A 19,622-nucleotide genomic window follows, 5' to 3' on the forward strand; every position below is an offset into this window, starting at 1 on the left:
CTCAGTGTGCCCAGTGAAAACTCAGTGCACTCGGTGGTTAAATAAGAATATTAAAAATGAATAATTCCCCAAAAATTATCATATCAGGTGGTGGCACCGGCGGGCATATATTTCCCGCCGTAGCCATAGCCAATGCGCTCAAACGCTTGGTGCCCTCGTGTGAAATTTTATTTGTTGGGGCCAACGGGCGAATGGAAATGGAAAAGGTTCCTGCTGCCGGATATAAGATTATCGGTTTGAACATTGCCGGCATACAGCGGGGATCGATACTGAAGAATTTAAGCTTACCATTTAAGGTAATTGGAAGTGTACAAAAGGCACTTCAGATTATCAAAGATTTTAGACCTGATGTTGTAGTAGGAGTTGGTGGTTATGCCTCAGGCCCGTTGTTATACGCGGCTTCGCTAAAAGGTATTCCGTATCTCATTCAGGAGCAAAACTCTTATGCAGGAGTTACCAATAAGTGGTTGGGTAGAAAGGCAGCAAAAATATGCGTGGCTTTCGATGAGATGGATCAGTTTTTTCCTGCAGACAGAATCTTGAAAACTGGTAATCCAGTACGAAAAGAAGTGGTAGACATTAAAGGGAAGCATCATGCAGGTGCTGAGTTGCTGAAATTAGATCCACTAAAGAAAACGATTTTAGTTACAGGTGGAAGCTTAGGTGCAGGAACATTAAATAAAAGCATAGAAAAACATTTGCCCGAAATCCTGGCCGAAGATGTTCAGGTGATTTGGCAAACAGGCAAGTTTTATTATAAAGGGATTATCGAACGTTTAGGAGAAAATTATCATCCCAATGTTCGCATCCTGGAGTTCTTAAATAAAATGGATTTGGCTTATGCCGCTGCTGATGTGATTATCAGCAGGGCAGGAGCAGGAACGATAGCTGAACTTTGCTTGATTAAAAAACCGGTAATTCTGGTGCCTTCACCTAATGTGGCAGAAGATCATCAAACTAAGAATGCGCTGGCCTTAGTTAAACAAGGTGCTGCAATATTAATTAATGATCGCTCGGCAGAAGATACACTGGTAGCAGAAGCACTTAGGTTGTTAATGAACCAGGAACAAGCCGGAAGTTTGTCTGAAAAAATTGGCAGTATGGCATTGCCGGAGGCAGATGAAGTAATAGCAAGCGAAGTGCTAAAGCTGGTTAGAAGCTAAGCTTGAATGATCAAAGCTATAGAAATTGGGCAGATAGTGAAAAAAAGTACTGGAAAAGAATAGAAATAAAGTAATAAACGGTAAAAACAGCTTTAAGCTTTTATCTCATAAGGAATGGAACTAGGTAAAATAAATAGAGTATATTTTGTAGGTATCGGTGGTATCGGCATGAGTGCGCTTGCTCGTTATTTTGCCAAGCGTGGAGTGGCAGTTTGTGGTTATGATAAAACCCGGACAAAACTCACAGAAACTTTGGAACAAGAAGGAATTTTAATTTCCTATTTGGATGAGGCTTCTGCACTCCCATGTGCGTTTCTTGATAACCATGATGATACATTGGTGGTTTATACGCCAGCGATTCCGAAAGATTCTAAAATCCTGAATCATTTTAAAGATAAGGGCTTTGATCTCAAAAAACGTTCAGAAGTTTTAGGCATTATCAGTAAAGGTATGTTCTGCATTGCGGTGGCAGGTACACATGGTAAAACCACTACTTCTTCAATTGTTGCACATCTTTTAAAAGATACAGGATATGATTGTACTGCATTTTTGGGCGGTATAACCAGTAATTATAATAGCAATGTGCTTTTTGGTAAGAATAATGTTGTGGTGGTAGAGGCGGATGAATATGATCGATCTTTCCTTACACTGCATCCGGATGTGGCTGTAGTAACCTCTATGGATGCCGATCACCTGGATATTTATGGTGATAAAAGTCACCTGGAAGAATCTTTTAGACTTTTTGCAGGTCAGTTGAAAGAGAGAGGGATATTGTATGTACATGAGGGTTTACCGCTTGAGCACTATATCAGCTATGCTGCAAGTAATACTGCAACTGCAAGAGCTGAGAATTTAAGGGTAGAAGGATCAAAATTTGTTTTCGATTATGCCGACAGAGATCACCGTATCAATGATATCAGCTTGATGCTGCCTGGAAAGCATAATGTAGAAAATGCAACCGTAGCCATTGCTATTGCACTGCAACTTGGGATTGATGCTGCAAAGGTGAAACAAGCAGTAGGTAATTTCAAAGGTGTTAAACGTCGTTTTGAATATATTGTAGATAACAGCAGGCAAATCTATATTGATGATTATGCTCATCACCCTGAGGAATTAAAAGCCTGTTTTAATGCTGTAAGGCAATTGTATCCTGCTAAGAAACTGACTGTGGTATTTCAGCCGCATTTGTTTACACGCACCCGCGATTTTGCTGATGAATTTGCAAAAGTTTTGAGCACTGCTGATGAATTATTGCTTTTGGATATTTATCCAGCAAGAGAATTACCGATTCAGGGCATAGATTCAGCTTTTTTGCTTGATAAAATCACATTAGAAAACAAACAGGTATGTGGGAAAGATTTTGTGCTTCAGTATGTTAAGGATGCTGAGCCTGAACTAATTTTAACTGTAGGTGCAGGAGATATAGATACATTAATTGAACCTTTAAAAAATATATTAAACCATGCTTAAGCGTTTAAACTGGGGAGCGATATTTACTGGCTTTGCCTGGCTAATTAGTCTGGCAGGGGTGGTAGTGCTTTTAGGTTTTATTAATGTTAAGAAGCAAACGGTTACCTGTACAGATGTTAAGATTATAATTCCCGGGGCAGATAACTTTATTGAGCGCGAGGAGATCGATGCCATTTTGAGAGAAGATCAGGGCGTGTTGCTGGGAAGAAAGCTGGAAAAAATTAACATCCATCGCATTGAACAAAAATTACAGTCCAATCCTTATATCGGATTTGCCAAAGTATACGTAGATATGGATGGTGTTTTACATATTGAGATTAAACAGCGTCAACCCATATTGAGGATTTTGAATGCAAACGGACAAGATTTTTATATTGATAATGACGGATTGAAAATGCCGATTTCGGCCAACTTTACTGCGAACGTTTTAGTGGCTACCGGAAACATAACCGAAGTATTTGGTAAAAGCGTAGATACTTTACACACCCAGTTAGCCCGCGATCTGTATCGAACCGCATTGTATATTAAGAAAGATACGCTTTGGGATAATCAAATTGAACAAATAGTTGTAGATGGCCAGAAAGACATGGAGCTGATTCCAAGAGTAGGCGACCAGCGGATTATTTTGGGTAATGCCGATTCGTTGGAGATTAAAATGAAAAACCTGTTAATCTTTTATAAAAAAGCTATGCCGCAGGTAGGGTGGGATGCCTATAAAACAATCAATATTAAATACACGAATCAGATTGTTTGCGAAAAAAGGGATTCAACAGCTATAGGGAAAAAAGCAAAAACAATTTCCTTAGCTGATAGTTTGAGGATACAAAGAAAAGTTACTGATTCGCTGATTAAAAGCATGGTTGGGGAGGCAATGGAAGATAGACCCGAAGAGGCTGAACCCCAAAATGAAGAACCTAAAAAGATAGTAGTGGCAGCCCCTAAAAAGACGGAGCCCCTAAAAAAAGAAATTAAAAAAACTGTAGTTGCAACAACAGCAAAACCCAGGGAAACCAAACCTGCGGTAACTAAACCTGCGGCAAATAAACTGGCGGTTAAGAAACCAGTAATTTCGAAACCAAAAGATAATAAACCAGCGGAAAAAAAGCAACAGCCTAAAACAACTACAGCAACACAGCCAAAGCCGGCAAAATCTGCGGCAGATTTGAAGAAACAGAAAGAAGCGAGAGAGAAAGAAATCAAAGCCCTGGAAAAACTGTATAAAACTCAACAAAATTAACGAATATGGACAAGGCAAAATTTACCAGTCAGTCGCCCATTGTAGTAGGATTGGATATCGGTACTACAAAAATATGTGTTATCGTAGGACGGAGAACACAACACGGTAAGATAGAAATATTAGGAATCGGAAAGGCAGAATCGGCGGGTGTAACTAGAGGAGTGGTTTCAAACATTCAAAAAACCGTGCAGGGTATTGCTCAAGCAGTTGAAGTAGCAAGCGGACAATCCAATGTAGAAATACAGGTGGTAAATGTGGGTATTGCTGGTCAGCACATCAAGAGCTTACAGCATAGAGGAATTTTAACCAGAAGAGAATTGAACAACGAAATCGGTAAAAAAGATATCGATAAACTGATTGATGATATGTTTAAGTTGGTTATGCCTCCGGGAGAAGAAATTATTCATGTATTACCACAGGAATTTACCATTGATAACGAACCCGGAATCAAAGATCCGATTGGTATGGCAGGTGTGCGTCTTGAAGCAAACTTCCACATCATCTCCGGTCAGGTAACGGCTGTTAAAAATATCATGAAATGTGTAAACAATGCAGGATTGCAAACTCAGGATTTAATTCTTGAGCCATTGGCATCTTCTGAATCGGTGTTGAGCGATGAAGAAAAAGAAGCTGGTATTGCATTGGTAGATATTGGTGGTGGTACTACCGATATTGCGATCTTCCATGAAGGCATTATACGTCACACCGCTGTTATCCCCTTTGGTGGTAACAGTGTAACTGAAGATATCAGAGAAGGATGTTCAGTGATGCGTAATCAGGCGGAATTATTGAAAACCCGTTTCGGTTCGGCATTGGCAGAAGAAAATAAAGAAAATGAGATCATCTGTGTTCCTGGTTTACGCGGACGCGAGCCGAAAGAGATCTCTGTTAAAAACTTAGCCTATGTGATTCAGGCCCGAATGGAGGAGATCATTGAGCATGTTTATTACGAAATCAAATCATCAGGATATGAGAAAAAATTAATTGGTGGTATTGTAATTACCGGTGGTGGCGCTTTGTTAAAGCACCTTAGCCAATTAGTAGAATATGTTACCGGCCTGGATTGCCGTATTGGTTACCCTAATGAGCATTTATCTAAATATGAAGATATGCCAAAAACCATTTACGATGATTTGAAGAGCCCAATGTATGCAACCAGTGTTGGTTTGTTAATAAAAGGTATTCAGAAGGCCGAAGAACTGATTGAAGAAATGAAACAGCCAGGTGTATTTGTTGAAAAGGCTAAAGTTGCTAAAGAAAAAGAAAAACGCGGACCAGGTTTATTCGATAAGCTGCTTGCTAAAACACGTACTTTCATTCAGGATGACATGAATGTAAGTGACGAAGATTACTTGAAAAATTAAGTTTTTTTCAACAAAGAACGAGTTTTCCACATTCTTAACACTTGTGGAAAACGTCTGTTGAAAAAGTGTTAATATTACATGGAGTAATGAACAGGAATTAAAAATTTTTAAACAACTGATTCATAAGATTATGCAGTTCGAAATGTTAAAAGATAAATCATCAATCATCAAAGTTATTGGTGTTGGTGGTGGTGGTGGTAACGCAGTTAACCATATGTACCTATCCGGTATTACTGGTGTGGATTTTATTATTTGTAATACAGATGCCCAAGCTTTAGAAAGTAGCCCTATCCCTAATAAAGTTCAGTTAGGTGCTAGTTTAACTGAAGGAATGGGAGCTGGTTCTATACCCGAAGTTGGTAAAAACTCGGCAATAGAAAATATTGATGACATTAAAGCTATGCTTGGCAGTACAACAAAAATGTTGTTTATTACTGCTGGTATGGGTGGTGGTACCGGAACAGGTGCCAGTCCCATCATCGCAAAAGCGGCAAAAGAACTCGATATTCTGACTGTTGCAATTATCACTACACCATTTTCATTCGAAGGTAAAAGACGTCGACTGCAAGCGGATGAGGGGATGGAAGAATTAAAGAAATATGTAGATTCTTATCTGGTTATTTCTAATGATCGACTTCGTGAAATATTTGGAAACTTAACATTAGGCTCTGCTTTTGGTCAGGCCGATGATATTTTAACCACCGCAGCAAAAGGTATTGCAGAAATCATTACTGTTCCCGGTTACATCAACGTGGATTTTAAAGATGTGCGTACTGTAATGAAAGACAGTGGGGTAGCCATTATGGGTAGCCATTCTGCAGAGGGTGATGAACGTGCATTACAAGCAGTAGAAGGAGCTTTAGCATCTCCACTATTGAAAGATAGCGAAATTGAAGGTGCAAGGTATATCTTACTTAACATCAGTTCTGGTGTTAGAGAAGTTACGATGGATGAAGTTTCGATCATTACAGATTACATTCAGGAAAAAGCGGGATTGTCTGCTGATTTGATTTGGGGTAACTGTACAGATGAAACTTTAGGAGAGAAACTTTCTGTAACCATCATTGCTACCGGCTTCCAAACTTCAGAAGAGCGCGTGCATGAAGAACGCAATAAAAAGAAAATTTCTTTATTAACACCAGAAGAGGCACCCTTAGTTCGTCCGGTTGAACCCGTAAATTCTTTTATTCAGCCAAAAGAAGTAGCGCCTTCATACGAGCCGGTTATGAAAACTAAAGAAGAAGTTTCTCAGGCCGATTTATTTGGTGGCATGTTCAATAAGGCAGAAGCTCAGAAAATTCAGGAACCTGAAAACAATATCGTTCGCCATACTTTAATAGAAGAAGAACCCCAGGTAGAAGCTCCGCAAGAAACAGGATTCGAGTTTGAAGTAAAATTAGCTGAAACAGAATTTGTATTCGAAACCCCTGTAGCTGAAGTGCCGGCTATGCCTGAACCGGAAATAGAAATGCCGGTGGTTGGTTTAGACGATGATAAGAATGATGAATCTATGGAGGAGCAGTTGAGAAAATCTAAAGAACGTATTTTACGTTTAAAAGATTTAAGTATGAAACTGCGTACTACCAACGGATTGCAGGAATTAGAGAATGAACCTGCATATAAACGTAAGCAAATGCAATTGCAACAAGTTCAGCATTCATCAGAATCACAGGTGAGTCGTTTTACCTTGAGCAATGATCAGGACGGCGGAACAGAAATCAGACCGAACAATTCTTTCTTACACGATAATGTGGATTAGATCGAATCGACTATACTTTAAAGCCTTAACTTAATTGTTAAGGCTTTTTTGGCATAATATTGGCTCGTTAAAAATGTTTAAATTACCATGCACCACCTAGATTCGGTTGATTTTAAGCCGAATAAACCTTAAATTCGCAAAATTTTAAGTACAATAAATACATAATACATTGGATATATTTGATAAGATAACGAAACACATGGGCCCTCTTGGTCAGCACCAGAAATGGTCTCATGGGTATTTCTCATTTCCAAAATTAGAGGGAGAGATTGCGCCACACATGCAATTTCGTGGAAAAGAGCACTTGGTTTGGAGTTTAAATAACTATTTAGGTTTAGCCAACCATCCTGAGGTTAGAAAAGCAGATGAAGAGGCAGCAGCTCAATTTGGTATGGCATATCCTATGGGTGCCCGAATGATGAGTGGTAACTCTAAATATCACGAACAATTAGAGCAGGAACTCGCGGCTTTCGTAGGTAAACCTGATGCTTTCTTGTTAAACTACGGTTATCAAGGTATGGTATCTATCATTGATACCTTGGTAGATAGAAATGATGTTATCGTTTATGATGCAGAATCGCATGCTTGTATTATTGATGGATTGCGTCTTCACATGGGTAAGCGCTTTGTTTACAAACACAATGATATTGAGAGTGCCCGTAAGCAATTGGAGCGTGCAACCAAATTAACTAACGAATCAGGAGGTGGAATTCTTTTGATTACTGAAGGTGTTTTTGGTATGAGCGGCGCGCAAGGTAAACTTAAAGAAATTGTTGATCTTAAAAAAGAATTCGAATTCCGTATCCTGGTTGATGATGCACATGGTTTCGGAACAATGGGTAAAACCGGCGCAGGTACGCACGAAGCTCAGGATTGTATAGACGGGATTGATGTTTATTTCGGAACATTTGCCAAATCAATGGCAGGTATCGGTGCTTTTGTTGCCTCTACTGAGGAAATCACTAATTTCCTTAGATATAACATGCGTTCGCAAACTTTTGCTAAGGCACTTCCAATGCCAATGGTTATTGGTTTGTTGAAACGTTTAGAGCTGTTAAAAACAAAACCTGAACTGAAAGATAAGCTTTGGGAAATTGCAACAACCTTACAAAAAGGTTTGCGCGAACGCGGTTTCGATTTAGGTGTAACAGATTCAGTGGTTACACCGGTTTTCTTAAAAGGTGAATTATCCGATGCAACTGCAATAACGTTCGATTTAAGAGAGAACTATAGTATTTTCTGTTCAATCGTAGTATATCCGGTTATCCCTAAGGGGATGATTGAGCTTCGGTTGATTCCGACAGCGGTACATACTTTAGAAGATGTTCAACGTACTTTAGACGCATTTAGCGAAGTAGCCGAAAAATTAGAAAACGGTTATTATAAAGAAAATCAATTCGCAACAGCATAACCCATTACGATGATGTAAAGGCCGCTTTAAACCAGTTTAAAGCGGCTTTTTTGTTGATATGTATTTTTAAGTGTTTGTTTTTCAGCTTGTTGACCTTTATTTTTGACTGTTTTTTGTTTATAAATACACAAAATGTGGAAAAAAACACTGTTTGAGCATGTTTTTTATTTATTTAAAAATTTTTTTATTTCATGAAACCCTCTAAATTAGAGTAAGATAATTAAAACTCAAACCTTTAAAATTATAGGAGTACTTAAACATGAAAAAATTTGAAGAAGTAAAAAGTTTAGTAGCGGCTTTAGAAGCTGACGCAGACAAGTTTTATAACAAAGGTAACAGCGCTGCTGGAACCCGCGTTCGTAAAGGCATGCAAGATTTAAAAAACTTAGCTCAAGCTATCCGTTTGGAAGTTCAAGACACTAAAAACAAAGCTTAAGCAATCCAGATATTTATAACTAGAAAAGCCGCTGAATTTCAGCGGCTTTTCTATATGTTAATTTTTTCTCAACAGACTGCGCTCAACACTGACCGTACTTTTATTAAAAAAGTGAGTTTTCTGTTCAAATTTAGCGAGCCTGCCCTTGCCAAAATAATAGTAATCGTCTATCCATAATTCAGAGTTAGACATGCGGTAAACCTTATAGGTAGCAGAATCGGCAGACAGATAAACCAAGCCTGCACGGGGATAGTCGGTTTTAAATTCCTCCAGGCTCATCCCAATTATAGGATCTGGCTTTTCTACATTCTTTGACCGCAATGCACAGCCAGTGGCTGTTGCGCCAATCAGGGCAATAAATAATAATTTTTTCATGTGTGTTTTATTTGTGTGTACGTTTTGACACACAATAATTATGCTAGCATATATTACATTAATTAACACACTTGACCTGAGGTAATTGGGAGAGGAGATTTATTGCTGGCAAACATTTGATAATGAGCTTTTTTGTCTCTGTAATTTTTTATTTACCTCAAAAAAAAACAGATTGATCAGTATGCTTATTCTAGCAAACCAAACAATCTGTTCTGTTTTTTATGGAATTAGGGATTTTTATTTCCCTATTATATTTATGCTAATTGACTCAACTTATCGATTTCTTTAGCGATAGCCGCTTCTAAGCTTGCTGAGGCTTTAACTAATGGAAGTCTAACAGTGTCACCGCAAATACCCAATAGTTTCAAGGCAGCCTTAATTCCTGCCGGATTGCCTTCTGCAAAAGCAAGGCGTGTAAATTCGATTAGGCTTAAGTGAGCCGTTGTAGCATTTTTAAAATCGCCTTTTAAGCAAAGCCTTACCATATCAGAAAACTGTTTAGGTAATGCATTCCCAACTACTGAAATAATACCAGATGCACCTAAAGCAATCATCGGTAGTGTAATTGGATCGTCACCAGAGATTAAAAGGAAATCTGCAGGTTTATCTCTCATGATCTGGTTAAACTGGTCAAAACTTCCCGAAGCTTCCTTTGTGGCAATGATGTTTTTAAAATCATGCGCCAATCTGCAGGTAGTTTCCGGACTCATGTTGCTTCCGGTACGACCAGGTACGTTATATAGAATCAAATCTAAAGGAGATACTTCAGCTAAGTATTTATAATGCTGATAAATGCCTTCCTGAGTTGGTTTGTTATAATATGGGCTAACAGATAAAATTGCACTGTAACCCGATGCATCGAAAGATTTAATGTCATTTGCAACAGCTAAAGTATCGTTTCCGCCAATCCCGGCAACTAAAGGCAGTCTATTGTTGTTAATTTCAGCAGTATAAGCCCACACCTTCTTCTTCTCGTCCTTAGTCATTGTGGCTGTTTCGCCGGTTGTACCTAAAGAAACGAGGTAATCTATCCCTCCGTCGATCAAATGATTAATCAGGTTTTTTAAACCGTTATAATCAACAGATCCATCTGCGTTGAAAGGCGTAACTAATGCTACACCAGTACCCTGAAATTTGTTCATTTTTTAATTTATAATATTTAATTGTCGAATGAGTGAGTTTTGAATGATTGAATGTTTCTAAGCCAAATCAAATATTCTCTCATTCAGTCATTCTATAATTCATTCATCCTTTCATTCAGTCATTTCTTCATCCAATCATTTTAATCAGTTCTTCGTCGCTGATGATCGGAATGTTAAGTTTAGTCGCTTTTTCTAATTTTGAAGGGCCCATATTATCTCCCGCAACCAGGTAGTTCAATTTACCCGAAATACCACTTAAAATCTTCCCGCCATTGGCTTCAATCAGGTCTTTTAGTTCATCGCGACTATACTTCTCAAAAACGCCCGAAATTACGAATGTTTTTCCAATAAGCGTATCACTGGCCAGTTCAATTATCTTTTCTTCAATTTCGAAGCGTAATCCTGCTAATTTTAATAATTCTATTTGCTGCAAATGTTCATTTTTTGCAAAGTATTCAACAATACTCTCGGCAATGCGTTGTCCAATTTCATCTATTGCGATCAATTCTTCTACTGTCGCTTTTGATAAATTGTCGATATTTTTAACACCAGCTGCTAATTTTTTGGCTACAGTTTCTCCCACATAACGAATCCCTAAACCGAAAAGAACTTTCTCAAAAGGCATTTCTTTTGATTTTTCAATTCCTGAAAGCATGTTTTCTATCGAGCGTTCGCCAAAACGATCGAGCGTTTTCAGCTGATCAGCTTTTTTATGTAAGGTATAAAGATCACTGATGTGAGCAACTAAGTCATGCTTGAAAAAAGTTTCAATTGTTTCATCACCCAGCCCGTCGATATTCATCGCTTTGCGTGAGATAAAATGTTGTATTTTACCTACAATTTGTGGCGGACAACCCTCATCGTTCGGACAATAATGAACGGCTTCACCTTCCTTTCTGATCAACTCGGTGCCACATTCCGGACAATGATGCAGGTATACCACCTTTGGCGAATCCGGTTTGCGTTCGTCTAAATTAACTTTAATAATTTTTGGGATAATTTCTCCACCTTTCTCAACAAAAACGGTATCACCTTCATGTAAATCTAAACGCTCAATTTCATTTGCATTATGGAGCGTAGCTCTTTTAACCGTAGTTCCGGCCAATAAAACAGGTTTTAAGTTAGCAACAGGTGTAACCGCCCCGGTTCTGCCAACCTGATAAGTTACTTTTTCGAGTATGGTTTGAACTTCTGCAGCTTTGTATTTATATGAAATGGCCCAACGCGGAGATTTAGCCGTAAAACCTAATTCCTGTTGTTGGGCATAGCTGTTTACTTTAATTACAATTCCGTCAATGTCGTAGCTCAGTTTAAACCTTTCTTGTTCCCAGTGGTGGATAAATGCTAAAACCTCATCAATATTGTTCACTAGTTTATTGTGCTCACAAACATGAAATCCCCAGTCTTTAACCGCATTTAAGCTTTCCCAATGATTTTTAAATTCGTTTTTGTCGGTGTAAAGGAAATAGATAAAACCATCTAGTGGTCTTTTGGCAACTTCTTTACTATCCTGCATTTTGATGGTTCCTGAAGCAAAGTTTCTTGGATTTGCATAAGGAATTTCTCCCAGTTCCTCTCTTGCAGCGTTTAGTCGCAAGAAAGCCGCTTTATGCATGAAAATTTCACCACGAATCTCGAAGTGCTCTGGAGCTGCCTGAGTTTTAATCTGGTGTGGGATGGTATGGATTGTTTTTACGTTATTGGTCACATCATCACCTTTGGTACCATCACCACGGGTTACCGCCCGTAAAAGTTTTCCGTTCTCATATGTTAAGCTGATAGACAATCCATCAAATTTTAATTCGCAAACGTATTGGAAATTGTCGCCTATTGCTTTACGGATGCGTTCATCAAAATCCCGAAGATCTTGTTCGTTATAAGTATTCCCCAGTGATAACATGGGGTATTTATGATTAACAGTGATGAAATTTTTTGTAATATCACCGCCAACACGTTGAGTAGGGGAATTAGGGTCTGCACAATCTGGATTTGATTTTTCCAGCTCCGCCAAACGGGCAAGTTTCTTATCAAATTCATAATCACCTATGGTAGGCATAGCCAAAACATAGTAATTATAATTGTGCTGGTTTAGCTCTGCAACCAGGGCATCCATTTCTTCTTTTATAGCAAGTAGCGACATGAAACAAAGATAAACTGATTTTCGAGGTTTGAAAAACTATGAATGGGATTTATCAGATAATGTGAAGAGAATTTAAACTAATTTTTGCTCAATATCGTAGAAAATCTCCATGAAATCTTTTTCTAAAGCCTCCTTAAAAATACTAAGGGCAAAGGTGAGTTGCTGGAGTTGCTTTTCATTGAGCGTTTCAGGCCATAGCCGCATGCAGATTCTGTTTAAAGCATAACTGATGTTTTCTAACTTCTGGTAGCTTAATAAATATTTGCTGCTGATAAAACCCGCCAGGAACTGATAGAACTTACTTTGGTCCCTTAAACCACAGTGTTCCAGAAAGTCAACAAGGGCATCATTATTGGCGGCAACCAGGTGGTCGTAAAAATGGTTCACCTGTAGCAGGTTATGTTCAATGAGCAAATGATCTAACAGTAATTCTAAACCAATGTGGGCCAGAAAGGAAGGCCTTACAGCTGTATTTTCTGCAATAGGTTTTATCAAAAGCTTCAGCTCTGTGGTTTTTTCTAAAAAGAATGCAGATGAATGAAAGTGTAAATCAACAGCAAGGTGCCTCTTCCATCCCCGAAGAAGTGCTTCCTCATTCGGATTACCTAAAAATAGAAACTCATTTTTCTGAGGATACAGGTTACTATCCTTTGATGCGTTTTTGACAAGATCAGGCAATACCGTTCCCATCACTACACAAGAATCTGTAGTTAACCTATCAAAATAATAATGGGATAAGAAGTTCATGTTGCAAGGTAATACTTCTACAAAACAGGAAGAAATAAAAAGATAACATTGAACAATGTTTTACACGATAACTAATTTGTTTTAAACTAAGCTAAAATTTTATCTTTGCACGCACAATAATTAATGTGTTTGTACAATGACGAATTTTGTTGAAGAGTTAAAGTGGCGTGGCATGCTACATGATATTATGCCGAATACAGAGGAAAAGTTAAATGAAGGTATGACTTCTGGTTATATTGGATTTGACCCAACGGCTGATTCATTGCATGTAGGACACTTAACTCAGATCATGACTTTAATCCATTTTCAAAACGCCGGACATAAGCCTTTTGCTTTGGTTGGTGGTGCAACCGGAATGGTTGGAGATCCTTCTGGCAAATCAGACGAAAGGAATCTTCAAACTGAGGAGATGATCGAACATAACCTTAAAGGAATGAAACGCCAGTTGGCTAAATTTCTGAAATTTGAAGAAGGTGGAAATGGAGCAGTAATGGTTAACAATGCGGATTGGTTTAAAGATATGAACCTTTTTACTTTTATCCGTGATGTGGGTAAGCACATTACTGTTAACTATATGATGGCAAAAGATAGTGTTAAGAGGCGTTTAGAAGGTGATTCTGGACTTTCTTTTACCGAATTCTGCTATCAGTTGATACAAGGATACGATTTCTATTATTTATGGAAAAATAACAATTGCCTCGTACAAATGGGAGGCTCCGATCAATGGGGGAATATTGTTACCGGAACAGAATTAATCAGAAGAAAGGATGGCGGAACAGCTTATGCCATTACTACACAGTTAATTAAAAAGGCTGATGGCACTAAGTTTGGAAAAACTGAAAGTGGTGCGGTGTGGCTTGATCCGGAGAAAACTTCTCCATATAAGTTCTACCAATTCTGGTTAAATGCATCTGATGATGATGTGAAAAAATGGATCAGAATTTTTACCTTAAAAACGAAAGCTGAAATTGAAGCTTTAGAAGCTGAGCACGATGCAGCGCCTCATTTAAGGATTCTCCAAAAAGCATTGGCAGAGGATATTACCATTAAAACGCACTCTGTTGAAGCTTTGGAAACAGCAATTAAAACCTCTGAATTCTTGTTTGGAAATAGCTCATTGGAGTTTTTGAAGACGTTATCTGAAAATCAGGTATTAGAAATGTTTGAAGGAATCCCTCAATTTAAAATCTCTAAGGATGAGTTAAAGGGTGGGTTAGATGCTGCAACATTATTGGCTGAAAAGGCCGCTGTTTTTGCTTCAAAGGGTGAAACTAAAAAGCTAATTCAAGGGGGCGGTGTGTCGGTCAATAAAGAAAAGGTAGTTGATGCTTCATCTATTTTTAATTCTTCACATTTGATAAATGATAAATTTATTGTAGTTCAAAAAGGGCGAAGAAATTATTTCCTTTTAATCGCCGAATAATTTTTAGAAACGCTCAATGAAAATTGGGCGTTTTTTTTGGTTTGGACTTCTTAACGCTCAAGTCAATCTTTTTGTTTTAATCAGACAAAATGTGTATATTGGTGTATTGTTGTCGGGTTATGAAAAAACAAGTTCAGGATATATCGCTTTTAGAAGAACCATTAGCCGTTTATGGGGCAGATCCAGCCATTCCGATGTTTGGAATTTTTGGTAAACAAACTGCTTCACCAACAACCTTTGATTTGCTTCAACTGGCACGAAAGGGTATTTCTAAGAAATCAATTACACAGCTAGCCAAGCAAATTACACTTACACTCGAAGAGATATCTGCCGTGCTGCACATTTCCGAAAGAACCTTACAAAGGTATGCACCAACCACTTTAGTAAAAACAGAGCATGCAGATCGTGTTATCGAATTAGCCCGTTTATACGAACGGGGTATAATTGTATTAGGTAGTGCCGAAGCTTTTAATATCTGGATGCGTCAACCTAATCGGGCACTAAATGACGAAATCCCTCTCCAATTATTAGATACTTCTATAGGATTTGAGTTGGTTTTACAGGTTTTAGGCCGTTTAGATTATGGTGTGTTTAGCTAAATGATATTATATAGGATTTCACACTGTAAACATTCAAAAGATACGAGTGGAACCGGGGCTAAGCTTTTCGGCGGGCGTTGGAATTCAGTAGGGGTGCCTATTCATTATATGGCTTCTAGCAGGGCATTGGCCGCGCTCGAAGTATTGGTTAATATGAATAACCTGAATAATAATCTTAACTTTTGTTTAACCAGTTTTGAATTACCTGAGCAGAGTATCCAAGTGGTAAATATCGGGGAACTGCCAGAAAACTGGAGGAATTATCCTTCAGGATTGGTACTTCAGCAGATTGGAGATAACTTCGTGAAGCAGAATGATAAACTTTTGTTAAAAGTACCCTCGGCAATTATTGAAGATGAGTTTAACTATCTGATGAATGTTACTCACCCACTTGCTGCTGAAATCCGGGTTATTGATGTAAAAACATTCAGTTTTGATGCCCGGTTATTGTAATTACTGAACCAAAAGATTACAACCCCTGATATCGGCATTGTCGAATCTTCCGAGTACTTCAAAACTTCCATCCGGATTAATTCTTCCTAAATCTTGCGTAGCGATGAACGAACAGGAATTGATGTTGGCCAAATCAATTACATTGATTCCTCCGGTTCTACCTTTTTCGATTAAGCTTAATGGATCATTTGTATCGCGAATAAGCACCCGCATCCAATCCGGGCAATGAAAAATACCATCACCAAGCGAATAGGCTTGAGATAATAGCTCTGTCATACCATACTCACTGTGTATAGCCGCAACACCAAAGCCTTTTGTAAGCTGTTCATGTAATTCTTCCCTTACCATTTCTTTTCGTTTCCCCTTCATTCCCCCTGTTTCCATAACCACCAATTCGGGGAAATGGATCTCATACTGTTCAATAAAATCAAGCAAGGCATAGGTAACACCTATCAGTACGGTTTTTTGCTTACGGTTTTTTAAATCTTTCAGGGTTGAAAACAGATCATCATGATTGTACAAAAAGTAACCGCTTTGGGGATGTTTGCTTTTCTGAATCAGGTCATCTACCATATAAATTAAAGATGAACCAGTTCTTTCCTGATAGGAAGGTAAAAGTGCCAGGAAACAGTATTCTTCAATATTTCCATAAAATTGATTAAAAGCCTGCAGGTAACTCTGTTCGTATAGCTTTACATCGGTCACCAGATGATTACTTTGACTCATTCCTGTGGTGCCAGAACTGCTAAAGGTTACTTCAACAGGGGCAGTAGTACTTAAAATGGAATGGCTTTTAAAAAAACTGATTGGTAAAAACGGGATTTGCTCAATATTTTTAACCTGTTCAATACGCACACCCAGGTGATGAATATATTGATGGTAAACAGCACAGTTTATGGCTTGGAAATTAAAAATCTCTAATGCCTGCCCGCTAAACTCAGCGGCTGAATGATTGGAAAAAATGGCTTTGGAAGTAATGCTCACCTCGCAAAAATACAAAGCATTATGCTATTTTTTCGTCAGTTTTTTTTGCCAGCATGGCCATGCGAAACTGATACCCGCAATATCCGCTTATTCCGGCGGCCAGGCCACTCAAAATTCCGGTAACCAACAGTAAAGCCCACCAGAGTTTAATACCCGTCGTAACCGCTACCCGGCTGGCCAAAACATTATCATTTGGCAGGCTTTTAAATAACGCGTAGCCTATCCAAAGCAGAAAGATGGCTAAGAACGATTGCCAAAAGGCAATTTTTCCGGTTTTACCAATGATGCCACAGGTGGCGAAGGCAATGACAATAATAACCCACCAGGGCGCTACCATTTGAAGCAGGAAACAGATGATTAATATAGCAATAAAGACCATTTTTTATTTTTTTGATATTTTTAAACGAGAAATAACTGTGCCCGAACGATCATCAGGGCTTTGCATATAAAAGAGATCGTAAAGTTTACCATTTGCCCAGGTATCAACCATATTGTCGTAAAATTTACTGCCTGGATTTCCGGATTGCCCGCCCGGGTATACGCCATGTCCTTTCGGGGTTTTCCCTAGCTCGATAACCATTCTCCAGGAAGGACCATTAGATTCGCCCAGCGCGTTAATGGTACTCTTTGCGCCGCCAATTAATAAGGTTTTAGAACCAAAACCCGGTATTTTGGCTAAATGGGGAACATTGCTCCCTTTAACATTACCCCAGTTCCAATCTTTGTTAATTGGTCCGAACTTACGTTCTAAACTATCGCAGCTAAACTTAAAAGATTCATTTACCCAATATGCAAGTGTTTCATTTTGAGGAGTATTGATGTTGTCGTACCACCTGGCAGTAGGGTAGTTTAAGATCATTTCAACTGTTCTGTCTCTTGAAGGGTAGCGCATAGGAACGCCATCTACATCAAATTCATCATGCCAGATATCAAAAGATAAGCGTTTGGTCCAGATTTCGAAGATGCTTGCTGCAATCTCTTCTGCATCATAGCGTTTATTCCACCTGCCAAGGTATCCTAAAGCTTCTTTTTGGGTGGCATTAAGCTGATCTGCATTTACCATTGGTACTAAAGCCGGGATTAAATTTTGAGCCATAATGCTATAGTTATCGGTTTGCATGAGTCTGATACTATCTGCAGTGGCTTTATTCATTGATGCAAGTCGGTCATTAATACGCTTGCCACGTTCATAAGGAGAAAACTCCCAATTAATGTAATATGGGTAAGACTGATCAGTAGAAGACTGATTGGCAGAGCTAACAAAACCCCTGGCTGGATTTTTTACCGTTGGATTTTGATTTGCCGGAATCCATCCATGCCAATCGTAGGCAGGGTCGGTACCATCAAGAATAAATTTTCCCTGGTCTTTCCATTTTAACGGGAATTTACCATTAGGCGTTATAGCAATATCGTTATCTACACTGGCAAATACAAAGTTCTGTGCCGGAGCAGTATAAAAAGTTAAAGCTTTGCGATAATCTGCATAATTTTTCCCCCTGTTAAGATAATAGAAGGTCATTAGCTCATTCGATTCTTCATGCGCTATCCATCGTAAAGCATCACCTACAGGTACATTATTTGCTTTGCTGTACATAGGTTTCTGGAAATAAACTACAGGTCCCTGGTGTGTGTAATAAACCGTATCCAGCTCATCCTTTCCACCCCTGATTTTGATCGTTTCTACACGTTGTGTTGTTTTTTTCCATTGATTATTATACCAGTATTCCTGGTGGGAGTTGTCTTTAAATTTAATTTCATAAAAGTCTAAAACATCAGCAGCTACATTGGTTACTCCCCAGGCAATCTTTTGATTAAAGCCGATAATAACCCCGGGTGCCCCTGGCAAGGAAACGCCATAAGTGTTTACTCCGGGAGCATGTAATTGAATCTGGTACCAAATAGAAGGTAAAGTGAGGTCTAAATGAGGGTCGTTAGCCAAAATTGGAAATCCGGATGCAGTTTTTGTTCCGGATAATGCCCAGTTATTACTGCCAATCCCCTCTACTTTTTCTTTCGTTCTTACTTGTCCGGTTTGGGCATCGGTAAAGCTTTTTGGTGTTTCCGGAATGGGAAGCGGAGAGAAATCCCATTTAGTACCCACAGGAATAATAGGGTCTTCGCGGAAAGGATAATCCGGAAAAAGATCTTTGGTTATTTCAGGGCCAAATTTCTTTAAAATATTTGTCATGTAGAATTCATCAGAACCCATGGCCAATACTGCAGACATCTGCTTTAACAGCAATGCACATTTAATGGGTGTCCAGTTTTCAGGTTTGAAATCTAATATTTTATATTCAATAGGATAATTAGCTTTAGATAGCGTTTTAATGTAAGCATTTATCCCATCCGTATAGGCCAGGATCATTTCTTTAGCTTTAGGATCGGACATCATTCCCTTGAGGGAGTTTTCTGCTCCATACACCATACCCATCCGACGCTGATAGCGGTCTACTTCTATGGCCTTGTCGCCCACCACCTCGCTGATTCTTCCGGCAGCAAACCGGGTTTGGAAATCCATTTGCCAAAGGCGGTGCATAGCCGTTACATAGCCCTGAGCAAGGTAAAGATCATGGTCGTTTTTAGCAAAAATATGTGGGATCATCCGGTCGTCGAATACAATTTCAATCTCGTCTATGGCTCCTTTTATCTTGGTTTTATGGTTAAACATAAAGTGATTGTTTTCGGCATTTTGCCAAAATCCCCGGAAAGGATTTAAAAACTTTAAGAGGGGAGGGGTACTGCCAATCTTCGTGTTAAACAGAAAGGCCAGAGCAACTGGGATAATGATGCAGAAAAGCGCTTTGATTTTATTCATATGGTTAGCCAAAAATTCGATCTCAATAATTGGGATAAGATTAGAAGATATGCAAATTACAACAAACTGCATATCAATCAAAATTATAAAATTGATTTATAATT

General features: G+C 38.7%; 17 protein-coding genes. 10 read left to right on the forward strand and 7 right to left on the reverse strand.

Annotated elements, in window-relative coordinates; all coding sequences use genetic code 11:
- The first annotated feature begins 56 nt into the window (after positions 1-56).
- The 7 genes from murG (at position 57) to ACQY77_RS18200 (ending at position 8,840) form a co-directional block, all read left to right on the forward strand.
- Positions 57-1,163, forward strand: a complete 1,107-nt coding sequence (gene murG / locus ACQY77_RS18170; RefSeq protein ID WP_421940887.1) for an undecaprenyldiphospho-muramoylpentapeptide beta-N-acetylglucosaminyltransferase — start codon at positions 57-59, stop codon at positions 1,161-1,163.
- 114 nt (positions 1,164-1,277) lie between these two features.
- Positions 1,278-2,633 (forward strand): UDP-N-acetylmuramate--L-alanine ligase, encoded by a 1,356-nt coding sequence (gene murC / locus ACQY77_RS18175; protein ID WP_421940886.1) that lies wholly within the window; start codon positions 1,278-1,280, stop codon positions 2,631-2,633.
- The gene (locus ACQY77_RS18180; protein WP_421940885.1) at positions 2,626-3,870 is read left to right on the forward strand and encodes a cell division protein FtsQ; all 1,245 of its coding nucleotides are present in this window, start codon (positions 2,626-2,628) and stop codon (positions 3,868-3,870) included. The genes murC and ACQY77_RS18180 overlap by 8 nt, the downstream gene beginning before the upstream one ends.
- A gap of 5 nt (positions 3,871-3,875) precedes the next feature.
- Positions 3,876-5,234, forward strand: coding sequence for a cell division protein FtsA (gene ftsA, locus ACQY77_RS18185; protein ID WP_421940884.1), 1,359 nt, complete (start codon positions 3,876-3,878; stop codon positions 5,232-5,234).
- Between the two features lie 130 nt (positions 5,235-5,364).
- A complete protein-coding gene (gene ftsZ, locus ACQY77_RS18190; RefSeq protein WP_421940883.1) occupies positions 5,365-6,993 on the forward strand; it encodes a cell division protein FtsZ in 1,629 nt (542 codons plus the stop codon).
- A gap of 169 nt (positions 6,994-7,162) precedes the next feature.
- Positions 7,163-8,404, forward strand: coding sequence for an aminotransferase class I/II-fold pyridoxal phosphate-dependent enzyme (locus tag ACQY77_RS18195; RefSeq protein WP_421940882.1), 1,242 nt, complete (start codon positions 7,163-7,165; stop codon positions 8,402-8,404).
- A 259-nt stretch (positions 8,405-8,663) separates the two neighbouring features.
- Positions 8,664-8,840 (forward strand): hypothetical protein, encoded by a 177-nt coding sequence (locus tag ACQY77_RS18200; protein WP_010602932.1) that lies wholly within the window; start codon positions 8,664-8,666, stop codon positions 8,838-8,840.
- Positions 8,841-8,897: 57 nt separating this feature from the next.
- Here ACQY77_RS18200 and ACQY77_RS18205 read toward each other — a convergent pair whose 3' ends face one another.
- From ACQY77_RS18205 to ACQY77_RS18220, 4 genes are all read right to left on the reverse strand, one after another.
- Positions 8,898-9,215: a hypothetical protein gene (locus ACQY77_RS18205; RefSeq protein WP_421940881.1), complete on the reverse strand. Its 318-nt coding sequence runs from the start codon at positions 9,213-9,215 to the stop codon at positions 8,898-8,900.
- A 254-nt stretch (positions 9,216-9,469) separates the two neighbouring features.
- Positions 9,470-10,357 (reverse strand): 4-hydroxy-tetrahydrodipicolinate synthase, encoded by an 888-nt coding sequence (dapA, locus tag ACQY77_RS18210; protein ID WP_421940880.1) that lies wholly within the window; start codon positions 10,355-10,357, stop codon positions 9,470-9,472.
- Positions 10,358-10,484: 127 nt separating this feature from the next.
- Positions 10,485-12,497: an NAD-dependent DNA ligase LigA gene (gene ligA, locus ACQY77_RS18215; RefSeq protein ID WP_421940879.1), complete on the reverse strand. Its 2,013-nt coding sequence runs from the start codon at positions 12,495-12,497 to the stop codon at positions 10,485-10,487.
- A 72-nt stretch (positions 12,498-12,569) separates the two neighbouring features.
- Positions 12,570-13,244 carry an ACP phosphodiesterase gene (locus ACQY77_RS18220; RefSeq protein WP_421940878.1) on the reverse strand — a complete coding sequence of 225 codons (675 nt, stop codon included), beginning with the start codon at positions 13,242-13,244 and terminating at the stop codon, positions 12,570-12,572.
- A 136-nt stretch (positions 13,245-13,380) separates the two neighbouring features.
- Between ACQY77_RS18220 and tyrS the strand changes: the two genes are divergently transcribed.
- The 3 genes from tyrS to ACQY77_RS18235 all read left to right on the forward strand — a co-directional run bounded on the left by tyrS (position 13,381) and on the right by ACQY77_RS18235 (position 15,719).
- Entirely contained in the window at positions 13,381-14,667 is a 1,287-nt protein-coding gene (gene tyrS, locus ACQY77_RS18225) for a tyrosine--tRNA ligase (RefSeq protein WP_421940877.1), read from the forward strand.
- 119 nt (positions 14,668-14,786) lie between these two features.
- Positions 14,787-15,266, forward strand: coding sequence for a type II RES/Xre toxin-antitoxin system antitoxin (parS, locus tag ACQY77_RS18230; RefSeq protein WP_421940876.1), 480 nt, complete (start codon positions 14,787-14,789; stop codon positions 15,264-15,266).
- Positions 15,267-15,719, forward strand: coding sequence for an RES family NAD+ phosphorylase (locus ACQY77_RS18235; RefSeq protein WP_421940875.1), 453 nt, complete (start codon positions 15,267-15,269; stop codon positions 15,717-15,719).
- On the opposite strand, the gene ACQY77_RS18240 is transcribed toward ACQY77_RS18235, so the two are convergent.
- Genes ACQY77_RS18240 through ACQY77_RS18250 form a run of 3 tightly spaced genes read right to left on the reverse strand, consistent with a single transcriptional unit; the run spans position 15,720 to position 19,518 of the window.
- The gene (locus ACQY77_RS18240; protein WP_428430023.1) at positions 15,720-16,703 is read right to left on the reverse strand and encodes an acyl transferase; all 984 of its coding nucleotides are present in this window, start codon (positions 16,701-16,703) and stop codon (positions 15,720-15,722) included. It lies immediately after the preceding gene.
- Between the two features lie 19 nt (positions 16,704-16,722).
- The gene (locus tag ACQY77_RS18245; protein ID WP_421940873.1) at positions 16,723-17,082 is read right to left on the reverse strand and encodes a hypothetical protein; all 360 of its coding nucleotides are present in this window, start codon (positions 17,080-17,082) and stop codon (positions 16,723-16,725) included.
- Positions 17,083-17,085: 3 nt separating this feature from the next.
- The gene (locus tag ACQY77_RS18250; RefSeq protein WP_421940872.1) at positions 17,086-19,518 is read right to left on the reverse strand and encodes a penicillin acylase family protein; all 2,433 of its coding nucleotides are present in this window, start codon (positions 19,516-19,518) and stop codon (positions 17,086-17,088) included.
- Between the last annotated feature and the right edge of the window lie 104 nt (positions 19,519-19,622).

Origin of the sequence: Pedobacter sp., assembly GCF_965279535.1 — a bacterium.
Classification (GTDB): Bacteria; Bacteroidota; Bacteroidia; order Sphingobacteriales; family Sphingobacteriaceae; genus Pedobacter.

Coding starts and splice junctions, on each gene's coding strand:
- ACQY77_RS18220 (WP_421940878.1), bottom strand. CDS start 13,244: ATGAACTTCTTATCCCATTATTATTTTGATAGGTTAACTACAGATTCT.
- murG (WP_421940887.1), top strand. CDS start 57: ATGAATAATTCCCCAAAAATTATCATATCAGGTGGTGGCACCGGCGGG.
- ACQY77_RS18180 (WP_421940885.1), top strand. CDS start 2,626: ATGCTTAAGCGTTTAAACTGGGGAGCGATATTTACTGGCTTTGCCTGG.
- ACQY77_RS18245 (WP_421940873.1), bottom strand. CDS start 17,082: ATGGTCTTTATTGCTATATTAATCATCTGTTTCCTGCTTCAAATGGTA.
- ligA (WP_421940879.1), bottom strand. CDS start 12,497: ATGTCGCTACTTGCTATAAAAGAAGAAATGGATGCCCTGGTTGCAGAG.
- tyrS (WP_421940877.1), top strand. CDS start 13,381: ATGACGAATTTTGTTGAAGAGTTAAAGTGGCGTGGCATGCTACATGAT.
- ACQY77_RS18250 (WP_421940872.1), bottom strand. CDS start 19,518: ATGAATAAAATCAAAGCGCTTTTCTGCATCATTATCCCAGTTGCTCTG.
- ACQY77_RS18200 (WP_010602932.1), top strand. CDS start 8,664: ATGAAAAAATTTGAAGAAGTAAAAAGTTTAGTAGCGGCTTTAGAAGCT.
- murC (WP_421940886.1), top strand. CDS start 1,278: ATGGAACTAGGTAAAATAAATAGAGTATATTTTGTAGGTATCGGTGGT.
- ftsZ (WP_421940883.1), top strand. CDS start 5,365: ATGCAGTTCGAAATGTTAAAAGATAAATCATCAATCATCAAAGTTATT.
- ftsA (WP_421940884.1), top strand. CDS start 3,876: ATGGACAAGGCAAAATTTACCAGTCAGTCGCCCATTGTAGTAGGATTG.
- ACQY77_RS18205 (WP_421940881.1), bottom strand. CDS start 9,215: ATGAAAAAATTATTATTTATTGCCCTGATTGGCGCAACAGCCACTGGC.
- parS (WP_421940876.1), top strand. CDS start 14,787: ATGAAAAAACAAGTTCAGGATATATCGCTTTTAGAAGAACCATTAGCC.
- dapA (WP_421940880.1), bottom strand. CDS start 10,357: ATGAACAAATTTCAGGGTACTGGTGTAGCATTAGTTACGCCTTTCAAC.
- ACQY77_RS18235 (WP_421940875.1), top strand. CDS start 15,267: ATGATATTATATAGGATTTCACACTGTAAACATTCAAAAGATACGAGT.